Source organism: Kitasatospora sp. NPDC101176, from assembly GCF_044768035.1.
Lineage (GTDB): Bacteria > Actinomycetota > Actinomycetes > Streptomycetales > Streptomycetaceae > Kitasatospora.
On record NZ_JBIWPA010000033.1, the window covers coordinates 38,122 to 60,459 of the forward strand.

Below are 22,338 nucleotides of genomic sequence, written 5' to 3' on the forward strand. Positions count from 1 at the left end.
GGCCCGGCGACCGACGGCCGACCCGGGTCACTTCGGTGGCCGGCCGGGCCGACGAACGGCGATCGGAAGGATGCCCAACACACCCATAACGAGCGGAGGTTCCATCGGAACCGGCCCAACAGCCACCGATTCCGGCGCAGTTCCGTCCGCCCGCGGAGCCCGTGCCAGGGAGGAGAGTGAACCCGGGGCGTCGAGTTGATGGAAGCGGTCCAGCGGCCAGGCGATCGCGAACGCCCGGCCGACCACACCGCTCAGCGGGATGGTGCCCTGCCCCGGATTCCCCATGTGGAAGCGGGAGTCGGCGGACACGTCCCGGTGGTCGCCCATGACCCAGAGCCGGCCCTGCGGGACCTTCACCTTGAACGGCCGCTGGGACGGCGGGTTGCCCGGGGCGAGGTAGGAGGACTCGTCCACCGGCGTGCCGTTGACGCTCAGCCGGCCCTGCGCGTCGCAGCACTCCACGGTGTCCCCGCCGACGCCGATCACCCGCTTGATCAGGTCCTGCTCGCTGTCGGACGGCAGCAGCCCGACGAAGGTGAGGACGTCCTTGGCCGCCCCCAGCACCGGACCGTCGTCGGACGGCTTGTGGTCGCTCTCCAGCCAGCCGCCCGGATCCTTGAACACCACCACGTCGCCGCGCTGCGGCTCGCTGCCGAACCAGGGGGTCAGTTTGTCCACCAGCACCCGGTCCCCGACCTGGATGGTCTGCTCCATCGAGCCCGAGGGGATCACGAACACCTGGATCAGGAAGGTCTTCAGCACCAACGCGACCAGCAGCGCCACCACGATGATCAGGGGGAACTCGCGCAGCAGTGAGCGCCGACGGCGCCGGGCCGCCTTCCGGGCACTGCGGCGGCGCTCGGCCCGGCCGCGCGGCGGTCGGTCCGCGCCGGAACCGGCCGAATCGGCCCCGCCCGGCGCCCCCCTCCTGGACCGCCGGCCCGCGGGCACGTCGCCGACGGCTCCCCCGCCGCCCGGCTCCGGAGCCGGGCGGTCGGCCACCCGTCCCCTACCTCTGGTCCCCATGACCGCCCGTCCCCGCAGTCGCGGCGAAGGCCGCGGGCCGGTCCAGGCTCGTCCAGCGGGAGAACGGGTAGACCACCCAGTCCGCCCGGCCGATCACCCGGCGCTCGGGCACGAAGCCGCCCCCGGGCTCACCGAGGTGGTCGCGGGAGTCGCGGGAGGCGCTGCGGTGGTCGCCCATCACCCACAGCTTCCCGGCCGGCACGACCACGTCGAAGGCCACGCTCGACGGCTGGTCGCCCGGGGCGAGGTAGGAGGACTCGTCCACCGGCACGCCGTTGACGGTGATCCGCCCGCCGGGGCCGGTGCTGGTCACCCGGTCCCCGCCCACGCCGATCACCCGCTTGACGTAGACCGTGTTCCCGGCCGGGACCAGCCCGAGGTCGCGGCCGAGCGAGCGCAGCCCGTCCCAGGCGTCGGCCGGTCCGGTCGCCTCCGGGAGGAAGGAGCCCGTCCCGTCGAACACCACGACGTCGCCCCGCCGGGGGTGGCCGCCGAACGCGTAGGCGAGCTGGTTGGCGATCAGCCGGTCGCCGGGGCGGAGGGTGTCCTCCATCGACCCGGACGGCACCGAGTACGGCCGGGCGACAAAGGCGTTCACCAGCAACAGCGCCAGCAGGCAGATCCCCGCGAGCAGCAGCAGGTCCCGCGAGCGCGAGTGGCCTTCGTCCTCGCCCTCCGGCGCGCCCTCCGCATCGCCCTCGGATGCGTCCTCGGATGCGTCCTCGGAGACACCCTGGGACGCGTCGTCGAGCGCGCCCTCCGCATCGCCCTCGGGCCGGTGCGCCGCTGCCGCCGAGGCGGCGCCGCCCCGCGTCACACGCTCCTGAGCCGCGCCCTCCGACGCCCGTCGGTCCACCGTCGGACCGTCCGGTACGGCACCGCCCGCCGCCTCCGCGGAAACGACCGCGGACCGCGACAGCAGGTCCGCACCGGTGGGTGCGGGACTGCCGTCGCGGTCCGCGGGTGGTTCGTGCGTGCTCATCGGGGGGTGAGCTTACCTTGCGGCAGCCCGGCCCCCCAGAGCGATCCGATCCCCCGGCGACGCCGGGGGCCGGTGGATCAGCGGTCGCGCTTCTCCTTGATCTTCGCGGCCTTGCCGCGGAGGTCACGCAGGTAGTACAGCTTGGCGCGGCGAACCGCACCGCGGGTCACGACCTCGATCTTCTCGACGACCGGGGTGTGCACCGGGAAGGTGCGCTCCACGCCGACGTTGAAGCTGACCTTGCGAACGGTGAAGGTCTCACCGATGCCGGCGCCGTGGCGGCGGATGACGACGCCCTGGAAGACCTGGACACGGGAGCGGTTGCCCTCGATGACCCGGACGTGGACCTTCAGGGTGTCACCGGCGCGGAAGGCCGGGATGTCGCTACGCAGCGAGGCCGCGTCGACAGCAGCGAGCTTGTTGCTCATGTTGCTCTCCATCGCAGGCGCCACGGGCCGCCCACGGAAGTTCGTCACAATGGGGTGAGCTGCGGGCCGCATCGGCTGACGACGATCCCCCCGTGGCGGGGGCGCCGGTCCACGTGAGCCCTACGGGAGGGATCCAGCGACAGACAGCAGCGGCCTATTCTTCCACACCGGCGGCCGTGGACCGAAATCGGCCGAGCTCCTCGTCCCAGGCCAGACCGAGGATGCTCAGCGCCTCCCGGTCCTTCTTGTCGAAGGAGCCGTGGCGCCAGCGCTCGACCAGGTCGGGGCGGTTCGCGAGGGTGCGGGCGAAGGCCTGCTCCCGCCGCCAGCGGGCGATCCGGCCGTGGTTGCCGCTGAGCAGCACGTCCGGCACGGTGCGCCCGCGCCATTCGGCGGGCTTGGTGTAGACCGGGCCCTCCAGCAGGTCGGCCATCGCACCGGGCGCGAAGGAGTCGTCGCGGTGGGACTCGGCGTTGCCGAGCACGCCGGGGAGCAGCCGGGCGATCGCCTCGACCATCACCAGGACGGCGACCTCGCCGCCGGCCAGCACGTAGTCGCCGATGGAGGCCTCGACCACCGGCATCCGGGTGGCCGCCTCCTCGATCACCCGCCGGTCGATGCCCTCGTACCGGGCGGGGGTGAACGCCAGCCAGGGGCGGCCCGCCAGTTCCTGGGCCAGCTCCTGGGTGAACGGCCGGCCGCTCGGGGTGGGCACCACCAGGGTCGGAAGCAGGCCCTCGGGCCCGCCGGCGACCACGGCGTCCAGCGCCTCGCCCCACGGCTCGGGCTTCATCACCATGCCGGGGCCGCCGCCGTACGGGCTGTCGTCCACGGTCCGGTGCACGTCGTGGGTCCACTCGCGCAGGTCGTGGACGTGCACGTCCAGCTGGCCGCGGGCACGGGCCTTGCCGACCAGGGAGATGTTCAGCGGTTCCAGGTACTCGGGGAAGATCGAGACGACGTCGATCCGCATCCCGCTCTGCACCACGGACGCGGGCGCCCCGGAGGCCGGCTCGGCCACCGCAGCCGACTCGGTCGCCCCGGTCGGCGTACCGGGCGCGAGGCCCTCGAGCGAGGTCACTTCGCTCCCTCCGCGCCCTCGTCCTCGGCGGCGGAGTCGTCACGGTCGACCTCGGCCTGCTCGGGGTCGATCAGCCCGCCCGGCGGGGTGATCACGGCGCGCTGGTTCTCCAGGTCGATGGTCGGCACGATCTGGGTGACGAAGGGCACCAGCACCTCCGTCCCGTCGGGCTTCTTCACCGTGAGCAGGTCCTGGTAGGGCAGGTGGACGACCTCGGTCAGCTCACCGACCAGGGTGCCGTCGAGCAGCACCACGTCCAGGCCGATCAGCTGGTGGTCGTAGTACTCCTCCGGATCGTCCGGGCGCTCCTCCGGGTCGACCTCGGCGATGAGCACGGTGCCCCGCAGCGCCTCCGCCGCGTTGCGGTCCTTCACGCCGGCGAAGCGCAGCAGCAGCCGACCGCTGTGCACCTTGCCGGACTCGACGGTCAGCGGGCCCGCCGACGCGGGGTCGGTGAGCAGGACGGCACCGGGGCCGAGCCGGAGCTCCGGCTCGTCGGTGCGGACCTCGACACTGACGTCCCCCCTGATGCCGTGGGCGCGGCCGATCTTGCCGACGACGAGCTGCACGGTGATCGTTCTCCTGGAGTTCCTGAGCGGGACGGGATGCGGGAAGTGCGGGAGTGCCGGTGGCGCCGGGCCCCGACACCGCGAGCGGTGCCGGCACTGCCGGTGGTGCCGGCACTGCCCGTGCTGCCGGCGCTGCGCGCGGCTGCCGGCACTGCGGTTCGGTGCCGGTCCTGCGACCGGCACGGGGAATGCGAAAGGCCGGCCGGGACGACGTGCGTCCCGACCGGCCTCACAAGCCCTGACTGCTGAACGAGCAGCGTCAGCGGATGTTGTCCACGTCGACCAGGTCGACCCGGACGTTGCGACCGCCGAGGGCACCGACCACGGTGCGCAGAGCGCGCGCCGTGCGGCCGCCCCGGCCGATCACCTTGCCGAGGTCATCGGGGTGCACTCGCACCTCGATGGTGTTGCCCCGACGCAGGTTGCGCGAACGCACCTGCACCTCGTCGGGGTGCTCGACGATGCCCTTCACCAGGTGGTCGAGGGCGTCCTCGATCACGCTCAGGCCTCGGCGGCGGCGTCGGCCTCAGCCTCGACCTTGTCCGACTTCTTGGCCTTCGGGGTGATGGCGACACCGGTGGTGGCGTCCTCGAAGCCGGCGACGGCCTTCGCGAACAGGTGCGAGAAGTCCTGGACCTTCGGCTCCGCGACCTTGAGCGGCGCGGGGGCCGGCAGGCCCTTGTACTTCTGCCAGTCGCCGGTCAGCTTCAGGATGGCGAGCACGGGCTCGGTCGGCTGGGCGCCGACGGACAGCCAGTACTGGGCGCGGTCGCTGTCGACCTCGATCTTCGAGGGGTTGTAGGTCGGCTGGTAGATGCCGATCTCCTCGATGGCGCGACCGTCACGCTTGGTGCGCGAGTCGGCGACGACGATGCGGTAGTGCGGGGAGCGAATCTTGCCGAGACGCTTCAGCTTGATCTTGACTGCCACGGGAGTGGATTCTCCTGGTGTTGACGTGGGTGAGCGGCCTCGCCGTCGCGTGGGGTTGCGAGGTGGACCGTTCAAGGGACACGCCAGCCGTAGGAGAGAGGGGTCCTGACCCGGCTGCCGAGTACTCAGCTGTCCATTCTGCCATACCGGCGCGAACCGCCTTCACCCGGCCGCCCGGGGGGCGCTCCCCGCGGCCCCTCGGACCCGCTCGCGAGGCTCGACCGGGAGCCCCCGCTCCCGGTCAGCCCACACGCTCACCGATGTCCTGCTCGTTCCGGCCGGACCCGCTGCCCGCACAGCTGCCAGCCGGACTTCCCCGTCTTCCGATGTTCCGTTCCCGCGACCCCGTGACCCGTGGTCCCGGTGAACCGGCGAACCGGTAGAGCGAGTGGTTACGCGATCTTGAACGGTTGCTGGCACGCGCCGCAGACGATGGACGCCTGCGCGAGCACCGACGGCACGACCCGGACGTTGCGACCGCAGCCGCAGACCGCCTTGACCCGGACGCCGCCCCCGGAGGAGCCGTGCCGGGCCGCAGGGCCGCGGAAGGCGCGCGTGGCGCCGTCTCCGGCCACCGCCTCCTGGTGCGCGCCGAGAGCGCGGTCCAGGCGTTCGATGGTGTCCGCGTAGCGCTCCTGCGTCTCCTTGAGCATGGTCACCTGGGAGAAGCCGCTGCTGGCGTGCGGCTCGACCGGGTGGGCCAGACCGAGCTCGGAGGCGAGCATCAGGAAGCGCCGGTTGTGGTAGCGGCCGGCCCGCGAGGTGTCCCGGATGTCCCGGGCCGCGGCCAGACCGTGGGCAGCCTCGTGGAGGAGCCGCTCGAAACCGAGCCGCGTGCCACAGGCCGAGGAGGATTCGCCGATCAGGGCCTCGGGCGAGGCCAGGTCGGGGAGGTCCTGGTGGTAGGCCTGGATGTCACTCCAGGCGGCGGCCAGTTCGGCCGCGAGGACGAGGGGCTGTGTCGTGCTCACGCTAGACCAACGATGGAGTGCGAGCCGATGTTCCGCGTGTTCCCGTTCTCCGGGAATTCCCAGGGAACTCCCAGGAATGCATGGTCGCGCGCGAATTGCGCGTTCCGGATGCGGTGCAAGACCAACCCCCTGCCGGTTTCGGCCCCCCGCAGGTCGGTGGGCCTCGTGAATTCCGTCCGGGGGCGGGCTGTCGCACCCAGGACGTACGGCCCGTGGTCCCGTCGAGTTGACAGGGCCACGGGCCGTACACCGTACCGCTATTCCGTTAATACCGGCAGTTGACCGGCCAGTAGGGATGTCACCGGTTCGGAGACCCCGCGGAGAGTTACCGCATTCTTACCCATCCGCATTCCGGGCAAATGTCGCCGGGAACGGTCATTACCCGTCGGTAAGACGCATCAGTACGCGCGGGCGACGATCGCGATATTGCCGTCCTGGTCGTCCGCCTGCGGAACGGAGCCGTCGGCCGCGATGATGCAGCGCACCGAGACGCCCTGCTCGGCCAGCTTGGCCTCGCCCTCCGGACCGAGCTCGGCCCAGGAGATCCGGCCCCAGCCGGTGGCGGCGGCCTCGATGGCCTCGTCGATGGTCTTGACGTCCACCGTGCGGGCCTCGCGGCGCTCGCGGGACTGGCGCAGCAGCAGCGCCTGGTCCTCCTCCAGGACGCCCGGGAGCAGCGCGGCCAGGCCGTCGATGGAGACCGGCTCCTTGCCGCCCGGGATGCGGCGGGCCAGCATCGCGGTGCCGTTCTCCAGGTCGCGCGGGCCGACCTCGATGCGCAGCGGCACGCCCTTGAGCTCCCAGTCCACCGCACGACGGCCGAACGGGGTGTCGGTGCGGTCGTCGACGACCACCCGGATGCCGGCGGCCTCCAGGGCGGCGCCGATCTCGCGCACCTTGGCGATGACCGCGTCGTCGCCCTTGATGGCGAGCACGACGGCCTGGACGGCGGCCAGGCGCGGCGGGACCCGCAGACCGTTGTCGTCGCCGTGGGACATGATCAGGCCGCCGACCATGCGGGTCGAGACGCCCCAGGAGGTCTGCCAGACGTGCTCGCGCTCGGCGCCCTGCAGCTGGTACGTGGTGTTGAACGCCTTGGCGAAGTTCTGGCCCAGCTCGTGGCTGGTGCCCATCTGCAGCGCCTTGCCGTCGCCCATCATGCCCTCGAGGGTGAGGGTGTTGATGGCGCCGGCGAAGCGCTCCTTGGCGGTCTTGCGGCCGAGCACGACGTCGATGCCGAGCACGTTGGTCATGAAGTCGCCGTAGACCTGGGTGTGGATCATCGACGCGTACTCGCGGGCGTCCTCGTACGTGGCGTGGGCGGTGTGGCCCTCCTGCCAGAGGAACTCGGTGGTGCGCAGGAAGACGCGCGGGCGGAGCTCCCAACGGACCACGTTGGCCCACTGGTTGATCAGCAGGGGCAGGTCGCGGTGGCTCTGCACCCACTTGGAGAAGTACTCGTTGATGATCGTCTCGGAGGTCGGCCGGACGACGACCGGCTCCTCCAGCTGCTTGCCGCCGCCGTGGGTGACGACCGCGAGCTCGGGGGCGAAGCCCTCGACGTGCTCGGCTTCCTTGGTCAGGTAGGACTGCGGGATGAACATCGGGAAGTAGGCGTTCTGCGCGCCGGCCTTCTTGATCCGCGCGTCCATCTCCTGCTGCATCCGCTCCCACAGGCCGTAGCCGTACGGTCGGATGACCATGGTGCCGCGCACCGGACCGTTGTCGGCCAGCTCGGCCTTGTTGATGAGGTCCTGGTACCAGCGCGGGAAGTCTTCCGCCTGAGGGGTGAGAACGGGTGCCTTAGCCATGGCCCGAATGGTACGGGGAGCGGCCCCCTGACTTCGAATCGGTATCACACCCGTGGCCGCCGCCCGCACGGCTCGTGCGCCTCCCGGGGCCGCCCCGCGCGCCGCGCCGCGGGGCGCCGCCGAAGGGCCGGTGGGCGGTCCGGAGGCGCCCCGGAGGACGCCCCGGGGCGCGGCCCGGAGCACGGCCCGGACCGTGCGGCGCCCCCGCCGGGAGCAGGGGGCGCACGACCGCGACACGCGCGCACCACCCTGCACCCCTCTGGACGCCGGGCCCGACCCGCTGTTCGCTGGAGTGGGGCGGGACTTTGGGGGAGCCGTAGCAGGACACCGAAGGACCGGATGGGAGGCCGCGATGGCTTCAGCTCGGACGACCGGCACGACCGAACGACCAACAGGCGCACGACCACACCGCGCGCAGCACGGGACCGCCCGGCCCGCGCGGGCGCGCGACTGGGCGGAGATCCAGGAACGCATGCTGGTACCGCTCTACGAGGCGGTCTACGACCGGCTGGAGGTCGGCCCGGCGTCCAGCGTGCTGGGACTGGGCTGCCGGTCCGGACTGGCCCTGCTGCTCGCGGCCGGGAGGGGCGCCCAGGTCTCCGGCCAGGAGCCGCGGGACGAGCTGCGCGAGCTGGCCCGCGGCCGCCGGCTGCGGGTGTGCGCGGGGGCCCGGCCGGCCGCCGCCGTCCCCCGCTCGGCCCATTCCCTGGTGACCGTCTTCGAGCAGTTGCCCGGCTGCGCCGAGCCGCGCCCGGTGGTGGCCGAGGCCGCCCGGCTGACCCTCCCGGGCGGACACGTGGTGCTCGCCGCCTGGGGCCCGCCGGAGCGCTGCGCGAGCGCCCCGGTGCTGGACGTGGCGCGCCGGATGGCGGGCCGGACCACCGCCCGCGACCCGTTCGAGCTGAGCGCGCCCGGCGCGCTGGAGGACCTGCTGGCCCCGGCCGGCCTGCGCCCGGCCGGCAGCGGGCGGGTGAGCTGCCCGTTCGCCTACGCGGACCTGGACAGCGCGGTGCGCGGCCTGCTCTCCACGGGCCTGTTCGAGGCGGCCGAGGAGTTCTCCGGCGCCTCGCTGGTGGCCAAGGAGCTGGAGGAGGCGCTGCAGCCGTACCTGCGCGCCGACGGCTCGGTCCGGATGGAGAACGTCTTCCGCTACCTGATCGCCGAGCGCCCGCGCTGACGGGGAGGCGACGACGGGGACGCGACGGAAGGGACACCGCGGCGGGGACGCGACGACGGCCGGGAGGCGGCGGGGACGGCGCCGACCCCGCCGACGGACACCGGCAGGACCGCCGGGCCCGGCCGGAGCGGGCCGGACCGCCGGGACCCGCGGGACCATCGAGCCCGCCGGGACCGCCGGGACCGCCCGGACCGCCGAGCACCGAAACCGGGGGCGCCCGCCGCCATGGCGAGCGCCCCCGGCCGGCCGCCTCACGCCTGGTCGAGCGACTTCCCCCCGACGGGTTTGCGCGGCACCCCCGCCGCCCGGTACGCCGCCTCCTCGTCCAGCGTCTCCGCCTCCAGCAGCGCCGCCGCCAGCGCGTCCAGCCGGGACCGCTGCTCGGTCAGCAGCCGGACCGCCTCCTCGTAGCACTCGGCGACGATCCGCCGGGCCTCCTCGTCGACCGCGTCGAGGGTGGTCGGCGCGGCGGACAGCCCGTAGGCCCCCTGCGGATCGGCGGGCACCGCGGTCAGCCGTCCGACCCGTTCGCTCATCCCCCAGCGGCCGGCCATCCCCCGGGCGATGTTGGTGACCTGTTCCAGATCGCTCTCCGCACCGGTGGTGACCACCCCGTAGACCACCTGCTCGGCCGCCATCCCGCCGAGCGCACCGATGATCCGGCCGCGCAGGTAGGGCTCGGTGTACGAGTAGCGGTCGTCCTCCGGGGTGGAGAGGGTGACGCCGAGCGCCCGGCCCCGCGGCACGATGGTGATCTTGCGGACCGGGTCGGCGCCGGGCTGCAGCATGCCCAGCAGCGCGTGCCCGCTCTCGTGGTGGGCCGTCCGCTCGCGTTCCTCCCGGGGCATCACCAGCGGCCGGACGGCGCCCAGCTGGACCTTCTCCAGGGCGTCCGAGAGGTCCCGCTCGCCGACCGCGTCCTGCTGGCGCCGGACGGCCAGCAGGGCGGCCTCGTTGACCAGGTTGGCGAGTTCGGCGCCGGTCATCCCGGGGGTGGCCCTGGCCAGCCGGCCGAGGTCGGCGTCGCCGGACAGCGGGACGGTCCGGGCGTGGATGCCCAGGATCGCGGCGCGGCCGTCCCGGTCCGGCGGGCTGACGGTGATCCGCCGGTCGAAGCGGCCGGGGCGCAGGAGCGCCGGGTCGAGCACGTCCGCCCGGTTGGTCGCGGCGATCACGATGACGCCCTCGGAGCCGGTGAAGCCGTCCATCTCGGTGAGGATCTGGTTGAGCGTCTGCTCGCGCTCGTCGTGCCCGCCCATGCCGCCGCCCGCGCCGCGCTGGCGCCCGATGGTGTCGATCTCGTCGATGAAGACGATCGCCGGGGCCACCTTGCGGGCCTCGGCGAACAGTTCGCGGACCCGGCTGGCGCCGACCCCGACGATCATCTCGATGAACTCGGAGGCGGAGGCGGAGAAGAACGGCACGTCCGCCTCGCCGGCGACGGCCCGGGCGAGGAGCGTCTTGCCGGTCCCGGGCGGGCCGCTGAGCAGGACGCCGCGCGGCATCTTGGCGCCGAGCCTGCGGTACCGGTCCGGGTTCTTCAGGAAGTCGACGACCTCGGTGAGTTCGGCCTCCACCTCGTCGATGCCGGCCACGTCGGCGAAGGTGGTGCGCCTGCCCTGCTCGGCGCTGACCGGCTTGGGCGGGGCCTTGCGGCCGAGCGCGCCGGCGCCGAGGCCGCCGCCCATCCGGCGGGCGACCAGCACCCAGATGAGGATCAGCAGCACCATCGGGGCGAGCGAGAGCAGCAGGTTGGCGAGGAAGCTGCGCTGCGGGACCACCGGGGAGGTCGCGGTGACCTCGACGCCCTGCTTCTGGAGGGTGGTCCACAGGTCGTCGTTGGCGAAGGAGGGCCGCTGGGTGGCGAACTCCGTGTAGTCGCCCTCGCCGCCGTCGGGTTTGGGCCGGGCGCTCTTGAGGGTGCCCTCGATCGCGTCGCCCTTGGAGTAGATCTTGGTGATGTTGCCCTTGTTCAGCTGGTCGTTGAACTCGGTGTAGGAGATCGTGGTGGCGCCGCCGTTGCCGAAGAAGGACAGCAGCAGGTCGGAGACCAGGAACACCACGAGCGCGGTGAGGACGAGGCCCGTCCAGCCGCCGGGCATCCGGCGGCGGGGTGGCGACGGGGGCGGTGCACCCTCGGACCGCCAGGGCTGGTCGGGGGTCTGGCGCGGCGGCACGGGTTCGGTCACCCGTCGGACGATACGGACCGCCGCTCGGGCGGGCCACGCGCAACGCCGCGCCGCGGACGCCCCCGGCCACCGCCCCCGGCCACCGCCCCCGGCGGCCGGCTACGCCCCGGCGCCCGGCCACTCCTCGGCGGTCAGCGCGAACCGCTCGTGGTCGCGCCACCCCCCGTTCAGGAACAGCATCCGCGGCGTGAAGCCCTCGTGCCGGAACCCCAGCCGCTCGGCCAGTGCGATCGAACGCGCGTTGCCCGGCTGCACGTTGATCTCCAGCCGGTGCAGCCCCAGCCCGCCGGCCGTCTGGGCGGCGAAGCAGCGGTCCAGGACCAGCCGCATGCCCTCGGTCATCCGCCCCGTCCCGGCGAACGGCAGGTACGAGTCGTAGCCCAGCGCGGCGTTGCAGAACCGGCCCATCACGATGTTGGCCACGTTGACCTTGCCGACCAGCCCGCCGCTCTCCCGGTCGACGATCAGGAAGGTGCGCAGGCCCGGCCCCTGGCGTTCCAGCAGCTCGGCCAGTCCGTCCGGCTCGACCGGGTTCCACCGCCCGATGTGGTCGGCGGAGCGCCGGACCGCCGCGGCGTACAGGTCCTTGTCCTCGCCCCGCGGGGCCCTGATCGTCACTCGCACGCCACCATCATCGGACATGCCGACGGCCCGCCGCCCGGGGTGTGCCGGGCGGCGGGCCGTCGGGAGGCGGACCGGGGCCTACAGCAGGTCCTTGAACTCCTTGGGCAGCTCGAAGTCGGCCGGGCCCTTGCCCGCGCCGAGGCCGAACGCGCCGCCGTCGGCCGGGCCCTGGGCACCGCCCGGGCCGAGCGCGCGGCGCTCGGCGGCCGCGGCCTCCTCCTGCGCGCGCTTCAGCGGGTTGCCGCTCTTGCGCTTGCCCTTGGCCTGCGGGGCCTTCTTGGCGGACTTCTTGCCGCCGCCGCCCATGCCGGGGATCCCCGGCATGCCGGGCACGCCCTTGCCGGAGGCCATCGCGGACATCATCTTGCGGGCCTCGAAGAACCGCTCGACGAGGTTCTTCACCTCGCCGACCTGGACGCCGGAACCCTTGGCGATGCGGGCCCGGCGGGAGCCGTTGATCAGCTCCGGCTCGGCACGCTCGGTCGGGGTCATCGACTTGATGATCGCGCCGACCCGGTTGACGTCCTTGTCGTCGATGTTGTTGATCTGCTCGCGGATCTGGCCCATCCCGGGCAGCATCCCCAGCAGCTTGGAGATCGAGCCCATCTTCTGGACCTGCTCCAGCTGCGACAGGAAGTCGTCCAGGGTGAACGCCTTCGGGCCGCCGCGCAGCTTGGCGGCGATCTTCTCGGCCTCGGCCTGCGAGAAGGTCTGCTCGGCCTTCTCGATCAGCGAGAGGACGTCACCCATGCCGAGGATGCGCGAGGCCATCCGGTCCGGGTGGAAGGCGTCGAAGTCGTCGACCTTCTCGCCGTTGGAGGCGAACATGATCTGCCGGCCGGTGACGTGCGCGACCGAGAGCGCGGCGCCGCCGCGGGCGTCGCCGTCGAGCTTGGAGAGCACCACACCGGTGAAGTCGACGCCCTCGAGGAAGGCCTGCGCGGTGGTGACCGCGTCCTGGCCGATCATCGCGTCGACCACGAACAGGACCTCGTCCGGGTTGACCGCGGCGCGGATGTCCGCGGCCTGCTGCATCAGCTCGGCGTCGATGCCGAGACGGCCGGCGGTGTCGACGACGACGACGTCGTACTGCTTCTGCTTGGCGTACTCGATCGAGTCCCTGGCCACCTGCACCGGGTCGCCGACGCCGTTGCCCGGCTGCGGGCCGTAGAAGGCCACGCCGGCGCGCTCGGCGACCACCTGGAGCTGGTTGACCGCGTTGGGGCGCTGGAGGTCGCAGGCCACCAGCAGCGGGGTGTGCTTCTGCTGCTTCAGCCAGTGGCCGAGCTTGCCCGCGAGGGTGGTCTTTCCGGCGCCCTGGAGGCCGGCGAGCATGATGACCGTCGGGCCGTTCTTGGCGAACCGCACCCGTCGGGTCTGGCCGCCGAGGATCGCGATGAGCTCCTCGTTGACGATCTTGATGATCTGCTGCGCCGGGTTCAGCGCGCCCGAGACCTCGACGCCGAGTGCCCGCTCCTTCACCTGCTTGATGAAGGCCCGCACGACCGGCAGCGCGACGTCCGCCTCCAGCAGTGCGATGCGGATCTCGCGGGCGGTGGCGTCGATGTCCGCCTCGCTCAGGCGGCCCTTGCCCCGGAGGTTCTTGAACGTCGCTGCGAGGCGATCGGAAAGGGTGTCGAACACGTCGTCGCGGGTCCTCTGCGGCATCGGTATCGGTACGGTCGTCGCCCCCCAGGGTATCCGGCCGCCCCGGGTGAGGTCTCCACCCCCGTGCCCGGGGGTCTCAACCCAGGGCCGCCCGGACCTCCGCGGCCACCTCCGCGGCCCGCCCGGCGGCCAGTGGACGGCCCTCCTCGTCGGTCAGGTAGAAGGAGTCCACGGCCTCCGCGCCCAGCGTCGAGACGTGCGCCGTGCGCACCCGGACGCCGGCCCCGTCGAGCGCCCGGCCGATCCGGTGCAGCAGCCCCGGGGCGTCGTGCGCGCGCACCTCCAGCACGGTCGCGGTGGCCGAGGCCACCGCGGGCGCCACCGCGACGAGCGGCGGCGGGGTGGGGATGCCCCGGCGGCGCGGGGCGGCGGCGTCCCGCTCGGCCAGTCGGCGCGCGACGTCCAGCGAGCCGTCCAGGGCCCGCCGCAGGTCGGCCCGGAGCCGGGCGGCCTCCGGCAGCTCGCCGAACTCGGCGGCCACCCGCCAGGACAGCAGCAGCACCGGGCCCGCGCCGATCGGGTCCAGCTCGCGCAGGCCCGCCGAGCGGACGGTGAGCCGGTGCAGCGCGAGCACCCCGGCGACGGTGCCCAGCAGCCCGGGCCGGTCCGGGACGGCCAGGGTCAGTTCGACGCCCATCGGCTCGGTGGCCGGGTCCGCCCCGTCGGACTGGGCCAGCAGCGACAGCGCGGGCCCCCCGGTCCGGGCGGCCTCGACCGCGAGCCGCTCCTGCTCTGCGGTCGGCGCGGCCTCCACGAGGGCGGTCGCGGCGCCGGCCAGCCGGGCGGCGGCCCGGGCCACCAGGCCGTCCACCAGCGAGGCCCGCCAGGCGCTCCAGGCCGCCGGCCCGGTGGCGAGCGCGTCGGCCTCGGTGAGCGCGTGCAGCAGCTCCAGCTGCTGCGGGGTGCCGACCACCTTGGTGACCGCCTCGACGGTGGCCGGGTCGTCCGGGTCGCGCCGGGTCGCGGTGTCGACCAGGGTCAGGTGGTGGCGGACCAGCACCGCCAGGGTCTCGGTGTCCTCGGGGCCGAAGCCCATCCGGACGGCGACGTCGCGGACGATCACCTCACCGGCCTCGCTGTGGTCGCCGGGCCAGCCCTTGCCGATGTCGTGCAGCAGCGCGGCGACCAGCAGGAGGTCCGGCCGGGCCACCCGGCGGGTCATCGCGGCCGCCCGCACCGCCGTCTCCACCAGGTGCCGGTCGACCGTCCAGCGGTGCACGGCGTTGCGCTGCGGACGGCAGCGCACCCGCTCCCAGTCCGGCAGCAACCGGGTGACCAGGCCCTCCGCCTCCAGCGCCTCCCAGACCGGGACGGCCGCCTCGCCCGCGCCCAGCAGGGTGACCAGCTGCTCGCGGGCCTCGTCCGGCCAGGGCGTCGGCAGCGGCCGGCACTCGGCGGCCAGCCGGCGCACCGTCGCGTACGAGACGGTGAGGCCGTTCTGGGCGGCGGCGGCCGCGGCACGCAGCGGCAGCACCGGGTCGGCGGCCGGGCGGGCCCCCTGGGCCAGCACCGCCTCGCCGTCCTGCTCGACCACGCCCTCGGCGAGCGGGCGGCGCTCGACCGCGCCCCGGGCCACCGCGCCGGCGCCGCGCCCGGCGCCGGCGAAGCGGAAGGCCGACCGGGCGCTCCGGCGGCCCCGGCCGGAGCGGGCGGCGAGCACCCGGTCCACCGCCCGCCAGGTGACGTCGCTCGCGTAGGCGATGGTGCGGGCGGCCTCGTAGACCTCGCGCAGCAGGGTGTCGGCGTCGAGCACGCCGAGCCGTTCGGCGACCTGGTCCTGGTCCTGGAGGCTGAGCCGCTCGGTGGCCCGGCCGGTGGCCAGGTGCAGCGCGTCGCGGACGTCGGCGAGCCGCAGCGCGGCGGCGTCCAGACCGTCCCGGGGGGCGTCGGCGAGCCAGGTGGCGGCCACTGCGTCCAGGGCGACGACGTCGCGCAGACCGCCGCGGGCCTCCTTGAGGTCGGGCTCCAGCAGGAAGGAGAGCTCGCCGTGCCGCTCGGCCCGCTCGCGGCAGAGTTCGCGCAGCTCGGGCAGGCGGGCGGGGGCGCTCGCGCGCCAGTCGGTCAGCACCACCGAGCGCAGGGTGGCGGTGAGCGCCTGGTCCCCGGCGAGGTGGCGGGCGTCCAGCAGGCCGAGCTGGGCCTTGAGGTCGGCGGCGGCCACCGCCCGGGCCTCGGCGAGGGTGCGTACCGAGTGGTCGAGCGCGGAGCCCGAGTCCCAGACCGGGTACCAGATCCGCTCGGGCAGGTCGCGGGCGATCCGGCCGTCGTGCAGCAGCAGGACGTCGAGGTCGCTGCGCGGGGAGAGCTCGCCGCGCCCGTAGCCGCCGACCGCGACGAGTGCGACGCCGGGCGGCCGGCCGGCGGCGGTGAACAGGCCGGCCAGCCAGTCGTCGGTGAGCCGGGCGAGCGCGGTGCGGCGGGGGCGGCCGGACCGGCCGGGGTCGGCGAGCAGGGCGGCCCGGGCGGCGGCGTGGGGGGCGGTCCCGTCCCGGTCGTCGCCGGTCGGGGAGGGCGGGCTGGTCTCGGTGGTCATCGCGTGGTCCCGTCCGTCGTGCGGTTGAGCGGGTGGCGCCGGAGGGCCCGCGGGGCCGGGCGCCGATACGCCGCCGGCGGGCCTGCGCCCGGAGGGGTCGCAGGCCCGCCCGCGGTGCGTGTCAGGGCCTTCGGGGGGAGTCGGGGCCGGGGCCCCGGAGGTGGCCCCGGAGCGGGCTCAGAGGGCGTCGGGGCCGCGCTCGCCGGTGCGGACCCGGACGGCGGTGTCGACCGGGATGCTCCACACCTTGCCGTCGCCGATCTTGCCGGTGCGGGCGGCCTTCACCAGGACGTCGATCAGGTCGTCGGCGTCCTCGTCCTCGACCAGCACCTCGATCCTGATCTTGGGCACCAGGTCGACGGTGTACTCGGCGCCCCGGTAGACCTCGGTGTGGCCGCGCTGGCGGCCGTAGCCGCTGGCCTCGGTGACGGTCAGGCCGTGGACCCCGAAGGCCTGCAGGGCGGCCTTCACCTCGTCCAGGCGGTACGGCTTGATCACGGCGGTGATGAGCTTCATCAGGCGTCGACCTCGGTCTTCTCGGCGGTCTTCTCGGCGGTCTTCGGGGACTTCTCGGCGGACTTCTCCGGGGGCTGCCCGGCGGACCCGGCCGCCGGCCCGTCACCGGAGCCCTCGACGGCCCTGGCGGCCTGAGCGGCCTGAGCGGCGCCGACCAGACCCGTGACGGCCCGGGCCAGGCCCCCGCCCACGGCGCTGAAATCGTAGGCCGACTCGGCGTGCTCGGCCTGGTCGATGCCGGCCACCTCGACCTCCTCGGCGACCCGGAAGCCGACCGTCCGGTCGACGGCCTTCGCCAGCAGCCAGGAGAGCACGAAGGAGTACGCGGCGACCACGGCCACGCCCATCGCCTGCTTGCCGAGCTGCCCGAGCCCGCCGCCGTAGAACAGGCCCTTGGCGGTCTGGCCGACACCGCCGGTGGCGAACAGGCCGATCAGCAGCGAGCCGATCGCGCCGCCCACCGCGTGCACGCCCACCACGTCGAGCGAGTCGTCGAAGCCGAGGCGGTACTTGAGGCTGACCGCGGCGGCGCAGACGGCCCCGGCGACCAGGCCGATCGCCACCGCGCCGAGCGGGCTGACCGAGCCGCAGGCCGGGGTGATCGCGACCAGACCGGCCACCGCGCCGGAGGCGGCGCCCAGCGTGGTGAACGCGCCGTGCTTGAACTTCTCGAAGACCAGCCAGCCGACCAGCGCGGCGCCGGTGGCCACCTGGGTGTTGACCAGCGCCATCGCGGCGACGCCGTTGGCGGCCAGCGCCGAGCCCGCGTTGAAGCCGAACCAGCCGAACCAGAGCAGTCCGGAGCCGAGCATCACCAGCGGCAGGCTGTGCGGGCGCATCGGGTCCTTCCTGAAGCCGACCCGCTTGCCGAGCACCAGGCAGAGCGCGAGGCCCGCGACGCCCGCGTTGATGTGGACGGCCGTCCCGCCGGCGAAGTCGATCACGCCGTTGCGGTCGCCCAGCCAGCCGCCGTTGCCGCCGTCGAAGAAGAAGACCCAGTGCGCGACCGGGAAGTAGACGATGCTCACCCAGAGGGCGATGAACAGGCCCCAGGCGGCGAATCTCGCCCGGTCCGCGATGGCGCCGCTGATCAGCGCCGGGGTGATGATCGCGAACATCAGCTGGAAGGCGGAGAACGCGGTGACCGGAATGGTCCCGGTGAGGTCGTTCAGGCCGATGCCGCGCATCCCGATGAAGTCCAGGTTGCCGATCAGCCCGCCGAAGGAGTCCGGTCCGAAGCTGAGCGAGTACCCGTAGAGGACCCAGAGCACGCTGACGATGCCGAGCGAGAGGAAGCTCATCGCCAGCATGTTCAGTGTGCTCTTGGCCCGGACCATGCCCCCGTAGAAGAAGGCCAGGCCCGGGGTCATCACCATGACCAGGGCCGCACTGATGAGCACGAAGGCGGTGTCGCCCGCGCTGAAGCCGTCCGGCATCGGCGTCTCCTCTGCGTGAAAGCCGATCCACACCCGGGTTACCTGTCCCGTGCCACCCCGGGGTGTCGGCGATGCAGAGGAGCGTGCCGAAGGCTGGTTTCGGCCAGTGCGGCCCGTTGTTTCGCGGCCGTGACGCATACGACGCGCGGGTTACACCTGCGTGAACCACGGCCCCGTCACCGGGCCGGACGGCTTACCGTGCCGCCGCACGGCACGGCCGGTCGCGAAAGCGCCGCCGACCGTGCCGGCGGGGGCCGGCACGGTCGGCGGGGGCCCGGCGGCGGAGCCCTCAGACCACCGAGACGTACTCCGGGATGTCCTGGACCACGCGCTCCTTGAGCCGGCTCACCGCGTCCACGCCCCTGAAGCGGGCGGCGGCGGCCTCGGTGGTCTTGCGCACCCGGGAGTTCAGCCGCTCCGAGCGCACCTTGGCGGCGATGTCCACGGCCTGCTCGGCCATCACCGCGGCCTGCTCGGCCTCCTTCTGCAGCAGGTGCACGCTGGCCATGCCGATCAGGTTGAAGGCGTACGAGCGCACGTGGTCGCCGTCCTGGCGGAAGAGGTCGACGGCCCGCTCCATCACCGGCGCGGACATCGAGGCGTACAGCTCGGCGTTGTCGGAGTGGTAGGCGAGGTCGCGGAAGGAGTGCGCGTTCTCGGCGTTCAGCTCGGCGGGCGAGAAGAACTTCAGCCAGTCCGGCTCCTCGTCCCCCTCGCGGATGTCGGTGAAGGTGTCCTCGGACAGCCGGACCGCCCGGGCGCAGCGGTTCACCTCGCCGATGGTGGCGTAGGCGCGCGCCTCCATCGCGTACAGCAGGGACTGCTGGCGCGCGGTGGCGGTGTCCCGGCTGCCGTACTGCGCCAGGTGGATCAGCTCCAGGGCGTCCTCGCCCCGGTTGAGGTGGATCATCTGGCGGCTCATGTCGGTGAGGATCAGTGCGCCGAACGGGCGGTCGCCCGCCTCCTTGGCGGCGTGCAGGGCCAGCACGTAGTACTTCTGCGCGCTCGGGTGCATCCCGACGTCGTAGGACATCCACCCGGCCAGGTGGGCGAGCTCCGCGGTGAGCCGGAACAGCCGCCGAGTGGTGTTCTCGTTGTACGTCTCCTGGAGGAGGTCGGTGACCTCGTGCAGCTGGCCCACGACGGCCTTGCGGCGCAACCCGCCGCCGTTCTGGGCGTCCCACTGGCGGAACATCACGGTGGTCTGCTCGAGCAGTTCGAGCTCCGGCTCGGAGAGCCGGCCGGTGAAGGGGTCGCCGCCGTTGGCCGCGGCGAGGATCGGGGTGGGGGTGCCGGTCGGGCCGGGGGCGAGCCAGCGCTGCATCGGCTCGATCAGGGCGGCGCCGGCGGTCAGCGCGAGCGAGGTGCCGAGGAAGCCCCGGCGGTTGAGCATCAGGTCGCTGCGGGAGTAGTCGCTGATCAGCTGGACGGTCTGCGGCGCGCTCCACGGCAGGTCGACGCCGCCGCCCACGGTCGAGACCGGGATCGCCGCGCGCAGGCCGAGGTCCTCGATGGAGACCACCGAGCCGAAGCGCTCGGAGAAGAGCTCCGACATGATCTTGGGGATGGGCTCCCGGGGCTGCTCGCCGTCGAGCCAGCGGCGCACCCGCGAGGTGTCGGTGGACACGTGGTGGGCGCCGATCTGCCGGGCCCGACGGTTGACCTGGCGGGCCAGCTCGCCCTTGGACCAGCCGCTGCGGGCGAACCACGTGGTCAGCTTCTCGTTGGGTTGCTTCTCTGCCATGGGAACGTCCCCATCCCGCCCGGCCCCTGCCGGGGCCCCGATCGTGACGCCCGACGGTTGCGGGCTCTTGCCAGGCGTGCCGTGCCTGAGGTGGTGCCGTACCGTGCCGTCGCACTGGTGTGCCATCGTCGCGGACGAGTCGTCAGATCCCCAACTCCCGTTCCCCGAGGGCCTGGAGTCGACTCGACGACCACGTCCGTGTGCTGAACGTAATGCCCCGCCCGGCACCCGCGGGAGCGACCCTGGCGAAACGCCACCTTTCGCCACCCCCAGGAGTGAACCGAAGCAAGGACCCACACGCTTCACTGGATGGACCGACGGTCCGGCATATGCGGGCCGCCAAGTCCTCCGGCGAAACCCGGTGGTACCGGCAATCCACAGCGGCCACGGGCGAGTTCGCCGACCGCACCGGTCGGCACCCGCCCCGCGCACCCGACGATCCTGCACCGGTGCCGCCCGCCACAAGGCGGCGCCCGAGGCGCACCACCGCAACAGGCGCGCACCGCGCGCTGCGCGCCGCCACCGCACAACGCGTCACGCAACGGACAATCAACACAAAGTCACGATCCCGTAACCATCGGCAACCAGAACCTGTTGGGGGAGGCATGGACAACCTGTTCGGCGAACTTCGACTGGGACACCTGCGGTTGACACCGCTGGGCGCGCGCCGCCGCACCAAGGTCACCGCGTCCCAGGCCGCCGCGGAGTACACCGGCCGCTGGGGCTGGACGGTCGCCACCGGCGCCCCGGCCGACTCCGCCACCGCCCCGACCCGCTGTCCCTGCGGCTCCGCACGCTGCGCCGCACCCGGTCTGCACCCCGTGCCGGGCACCGCGGGCCGGGCCCGCGCCGCCGGCGCCGAGGGCTCGGTGCTGTTCCCCACCGGCCGCGCCTTCGACGTCCTGGACGTCCCCGAGCAGGCCGGCCTGCAGGCGCTGGTCCGGCTGGAACGCATGGGCACCCAGGTCGGCCCGGTGCTAGCCGCACCCACCGGTCGACTGCAGTTCCTGGTCGCCGCCGGCACCGCCCGCCGGCTGCCGGACCTGCTCTACAGGATGGGCTGGGACGACGCCGCCCTCGACCTCACCTGCCACGGCGAGGGCAGCTACGTGGCCGCCCCGCCCACCGTGCTCGGCACGCTCGGCCCGGTCCGCTGGCTGCGCCGCCCCACCCGCGACAACGCCGGCTGCCCGCCGGAGGCCCGGCTGCTGCTCGGCACCCTCGCCTACGCCTGCCACCGTGGCCGCGAGCGCACCGCCGAACCCGCCTGGCTGGCGTCCTAGCCCGCACTCCCCGCCAGGGCTCCCCGCCTCCGCCGCACCTGGCCGGGCACGCGAAAGGGCCCGCCCCCGTCGGGAGCGGACCCTTCGTGCGCGGGGCGTTCAGTCCCCGATCAGCGCGTCCACGAACGCGCCCGGCTCGAACGGCGCCAGGTCGTCCGCGCCCTCGCCCAGACCCACCAGCTTGACCGGCACGCCCAGCTCGCGCTGGACCGCGACCACGATGCCGCCCTTGGCGGTGCCGTCCAGCTTGGTCAGCACGATGCCGGTGATCTCGACCACCTCGGCGAAGACCCGGGCCTGGATCAGGCCGTTCTGGCCGGTGGTGGCGTCCAGCACCAGCAGCACCTCGTCCACCGGGCCGTGCTTCTCGACGACCCGCTTGACCTTGCCCAGCTCGTCCATCAGGCCGGTCTTGGTGTGCAGCCGGCCGGCGGTGTCCACCAGCACGGTGTCGGCGCCCTCGGCGATGCCCTCCTTGACGGCGTCGAAGGCGATGGAGGCCGGGTCGCCGCCCTCCGGGCCGCGCACGGTGCGGGCACCGACCCGCTCGCCCCAGGTCTGCAGCTGGTCGGCGGCCGCGGCACGGAAGGTGTCGGCCGCGCCGAGCACCACCTTGCGGCCGTCGGCGACCAGGACGCGCGCCAGCTTGCCGGTGGTGGTGGTCTTGCCGACGCCGTTGACGCCGACCACCAGGACCACGGCCGGTCCGTCCTCGTGCCTGGTGGAGCGGACGGTGCGGTCGAGGTCCCTGCCGACCAGCTCGACGAGTTCCTCGCGCAGCAGCGCGCGCAGCTCGTCGGGCGTGCGGGTGCCGAGCACCTTCACCCGGGTGCGCAGCCGCTCGACCAGCTCCTGGGTGGGGGCGACGCCGACGTCGGCGGTGAGCAGGGTCTCCTCGATCTCCTCCCAGGTGTCCTCGTCCAGGTGCTCGCGGGAGAGCAGCGTGAGCAGGCCCTTCCCGAGCGAGTTCTGCGAGCGGGAGAGCCGGGAGCGCAGCCGGACCAGCCGGCCCGCGGTGGGCTCGGGGACCTCGACGGCCGGGGGCGCCTCGGCCTCGGCCGCCTCGACCTCGATCTCGGCGGGGGCCTCTGCGGTCCCGGCCTCGGTGGTCCCGGCCTCGGGAAGGGGGAGTTCCACCTCCTCGACGGTGCGGCGGGGCTCCTCGGTGGGCGGCGCGGACTCGTCGCCGACCTGGGGCTCCGCCGGGGTGGGCTTCGGCGCCGTGATGACCGGCGCCTGCGACTTCGGGGGGAGCTGCTGGCGTCGTCTGCCGGAAACGACGAGGCCCGCGATCGCGCCGACGGCGATCACGGCGATGACTACGGCAAGGATCACGTATTCCATATCCGCTCCAGTATCCGTGACCGGAG

Annotated in this window: 19 protein-coding genes; 2 read left to right on the forward strand and 17 right to left on the reverse strand. The window is 73.7% G+C overall.

Going from position 1 to position 22,338, the window contains the following annotated elements; translation table 11 throughout:
- Positions 1-27: 27 nt before the first annotated feature.
- From lepB (ACIRS1_RS31850) to proS, 9 genes are all read right to left on the reverse strand, one after another.
- A complete protein-coding gene (gene lepB, locus ACIRS1_RS31850; RefSeq protein ID WP_360217675.1) occupies positions 28-1,002 on the reverse strand; it encodes a signal peptidase I in 975 nt (324 codons plus the stop codon).
- A gap of 7 nt (positions 1,003-1,009) precedes the next feature.
- Positions 1,010-1,843 (reverse strand): signal peptidase I, encoded by an 834-nt coding sequence (lepB, locus tag ACIRS1_RS31855; protein WP_402845644.1) that lies wholly within the window; start codon positions 1,841-1,843, stop codon positions 1,010-1,012.
- 242 nt (positions 1,844-2,085) lie between these two features.
- Positions 2,086-2,436, reverse strand: a complete 351-nt coding sequence (gene rplS, locus ACIRS1_RS31860) for a 50S ribosomal protein L19 (RefSeq protein ID WP_030306736.1) — start codon at positions 2,434-2,436, stop codon at positions 2,086-2,088.
- Between the two features lie 154 nt (positions 2,437-2,590).
- Positions 2,591-3,409, reverse strand: coding sequence for a tRNA (guanosine(37)-N1)-methyltransferase TrmD (trmD, locus tag ACIRS1_RS31865; protein ID WP_360217705.1), 819 nt, complete (start codon positions 3,407-3,409; stop codon positions 2,591-2,593).
- Positions 3,410-3,513: 104 nt separating this feature from the next.
- Positions 3,514-4,086 carry a ribosome maturation factor RimM gene (gene rimM, locus ACIRS1_RS31870; protein WP_396317962.1) on the reverse strand — a complete coding sequence of 191 codons (573 nt, stop codon included), beginning with the start codon at positions 4,084-4,086 and terminating at the stop codon, positions 3,514-3,516.
- A 259-nt stretch (positions 4,087-4,345) separates the two neighbouring features.
- Positions 4,346-4,585: an RNA-binding protein gene (locus tag ACIRS1_RS31875; protein ID WP_030056773.1), complete on the reverse strand. Its 240-nt coding sequence runs from the start codon at positions 4,583-4,585 to the stop codon at positions 4,346-4,348.
- Between the two features lie 2 nt (positions 4,586-4,587).
- Positions 4,588-5,016 (reverse strand): 30S ribosomal protein S16, encoded by a 429-nt coding sequence (gene rpsP / locus ACIRS1_RS31880; protein ID WP_360217684.1) that lies wholly within the window; start codon positions 5,014-5,016, stop codon positions 4,588-4,590.
- 392 nt (positions 5,017-5,408) lie between these two features.
- Positions 5,409-5,987, reverse strand: coding sequence for a hypothetical protein (locus tag ACIRS1_RS31885; RefSeq protein ID WP_359822362.1), 579 nt, complete (start codon positions 5,985-5,987; stop codon positions 5,409-5,411).
- A 398-nt stretch (positions 5,988-6,385) separates the two neighbouring features.
- Positions 6,386-7,798, reverse strand: coding sequence for a proline--tRNA ligase (gene proS, locus ACIRS1_RS31890; protein WP_360217687.1), 1,413 nt, complete (start codon positions 7,796-7,798; stop codon positions 6,386-6,388).
- Between the two features lie 352 nt (positions 7,799-8,150).
- Here proS and ACIRS1_RS31895 point away from each other — a divergent pair, with 352 nt between their 5' ends.
- Complete coding sequence (locus ACIRS1_RS31895) at positions 8,151-8,975, forward strand: class I SAM-dependent methyltransferase (RefSeq protein ID WP_402845646.1); 825 nt, start codon at positions 8,151-8,153, stop codon at positions 8,973-8,975.
- Between the two features lie 251 nt (positions 8,976-9,226).
- Here the strand turns inward: ACIRS1_RS31895 and ftsH are convergent, their stop codons facing one another.
- The 7 genes from ftsH to ACIRS1_RS31930 all read right to left on the reverse strand — a co-directional run bounded on the left by ftsH (position 9,227) and on the right by ACIRS1_RS31930 (position 19,685).
- Entirely contained in the window at positions 9,227-11,164 is a 1,938-nt protein-coding gene (ftsH, locus tag ACIRS1_RS31900) for an ATP-dependent zinc metalloprotease FtsH (protein ID WP_387906119.1), read from the reverse strand.
- 99 nt (positions 11,165-11,263) lie between these two features.
- Entirely contained in the window at positions 11,264-11,806 is a 543-nt protein-coding gene (locus ACIRS1_RS31905; RefSeq protein ID WP_402845648.1) for a GNAT family N-acetyltransferase, read from the reverse strand.
- 60 nt (positions 11,807-11,866) lie between these two features.
- The gene (ffh, locus tag ACIRS1_RS31910) at positions 11,867-13,432 is read right to left on the reverse strand and encodes a signal recognition particle protein (RefSeq protein WP_402845668.1); all 1,566 of its coding nucleotides are present in this window, start codon (positions 13,430-13,432) and stop codon (positions 11,867-11,869) included.
- A 100-nt stretch (positions 13,433-13,532) separates the two neighbouring features.
- On the reverse strand, positions 13,533-15,989 hold the full coding sequence (locus ACIRS1_RS31915) for a [protein-PII] uridylyltransferase (RefSeq protein WP_402845650.1): 2,457 nt from the start codon (positions 15,987-15,989) through the stop codon (positions 13,533-13,535).
- 177 nt (positions 15,990-16,166) lie between these two features.
- Complete coding sequence (locus ACIRS1_RS31920; protein ID WP_270143771.1) at positions 16,167-16,505, reverse strand: P-II family nitrogen regulator; 339 nt, start codon at positions 16,503-16,505, stop codon at positions 16,167-16,169.
- A complete protein-coding gene (locus ACIRS1_RS31925) occupies positions 16,505-17,941 on the reverse strand; it encodes an ammonium transporter (protein ID WP_402845651.1) in 1,437 nt (478 codons plus the stop codon). The genes ACIRS1_RS31920 and ACIRS1_RS31925 overlap by 1 nt, the downstream gene beginning before the upstream one ends.
- Before the next feature lie 289 nt (positions 17,942-18,230).
- Positions 18,231-19,685, reverse strand: coding sequence for a hypothetical protein (locus tag ACIRS1_RS31930; protein WP_360220928.1), 1,455 nt, complete (start codon positions 19,683-19,685; stop codon positions 18,231-18,233).
- Between the two features lie 605 nt (positions 19,686-20,290).
- Here ACIRS1_RS31930 and ACIRS1_RS31935 point away from each other — a divergent pair.
- On the forward strand, positions 20,291-20,968 hold the full coding sequence (locus ACIRS1_RS31935; protein ID WP_360220925.1) for a bifunctional DNA primase/polymerase: 678 nt from the start codon (positions 20,291-20,293) through the stop codon (positions 20,966-20,968).
- A gap of 99 nt (positions 20,969-21,067) precedes the next feature.
- On the opposite strand, the gene ftsY is transcribed toward ACIRS1_RS31935, so the two are convergent.
- A complete protein-coding gene (gene ftsY, locus ACIRS1_RS31940) occupies positions 21,068-22,312 on the reverse strand; it encodes a signal recognition particle-docking protein FtsY (protein WP_402845652.1) in 1,245 nt (414 codons plus the stop codon).
- Positions 22,313-22,338 lie beyond the last annotated feature (26 nt).

Bases quoted from the DNA above. Each gene is read 5' to 3' on its own strand.
- proS (WP_360217687.1), bottom strand. From the start codon at position 7,798: ATGGCTAAGGCACCCGTTCTCACCCCTCAGGCGGAAGACTTCCCGCGC.
- ACIRS1_RS31925 (WP_402845651.1), bottom strand. From the start codon at position 17,941: ATGCCGGACGGCTTCAGCGCGGGCGACACCGCCTTCGTGCTCATCAGT.
- ACIRS1_RS31915 (WP_402845650.1), bottom strand. From the start codon at position 15,989: ATGACCACCGAGACCAGCCCGCCCTCCCCGACCGGCGACGACCGGGAC.
- ACIRS1_RS31920 (WP_270143771.1), bottom strand. From the start codon at position 16,505: ATGAAGCTCATCACCGCCGTGATCAAGCCGTACCGCCTGGACGAGGTG.
- ftsY (WP_402845652.1), bottom strand. From the start codon at position 22,312: ATGGAATACGTGATCCTTGCCGTAGTCATCGCCGTGATCGCCGTCGGC.
- ACIRS1_RS31895 (WP_402845646.1), top strand. From the start codon at position 8,151: ATGGCTTCAGCTCGGACGACCGGCACGACCGAACGACCAACAGGCGCA.
- rplS (WP_030306736.1), bottom strand. From the start codon at position 2,436: ATGAGCAACAAGCTCGCTGCTGTCGACGCGGCCTCGCTGCGTAGCGAC.
- ACIRS1_RS31930 (WP_360220928.1), bottom strand. From the start codon at position 19,685: ATGGCAGAGAAGCAACCCAACGAGAAGCTGACCACGTGGTTCGCCCGC.
- ACIRS1_RS31935 (WP_360220925.1), top strand. From the start codon at position 20,291: ATGGACAACCTGTTCGGCGAACTTCGACTGGGACACCTGCGGTTGACA.
- trmD (WP_360217705.1), bottom strand. From the start codon at position 3,409: ATGCGGATCGACGTCGTCTCGATCTTCCCCGAGTACCTGGAACCGCTG.
- ACIRS1_RS31905 (WP_402845648.1), bottom strand. From the start codon at position 11,806: ATGTCCGATGATGGTGGCGTGCGAGTGACGATCAGGGCCCCGCGGGGC.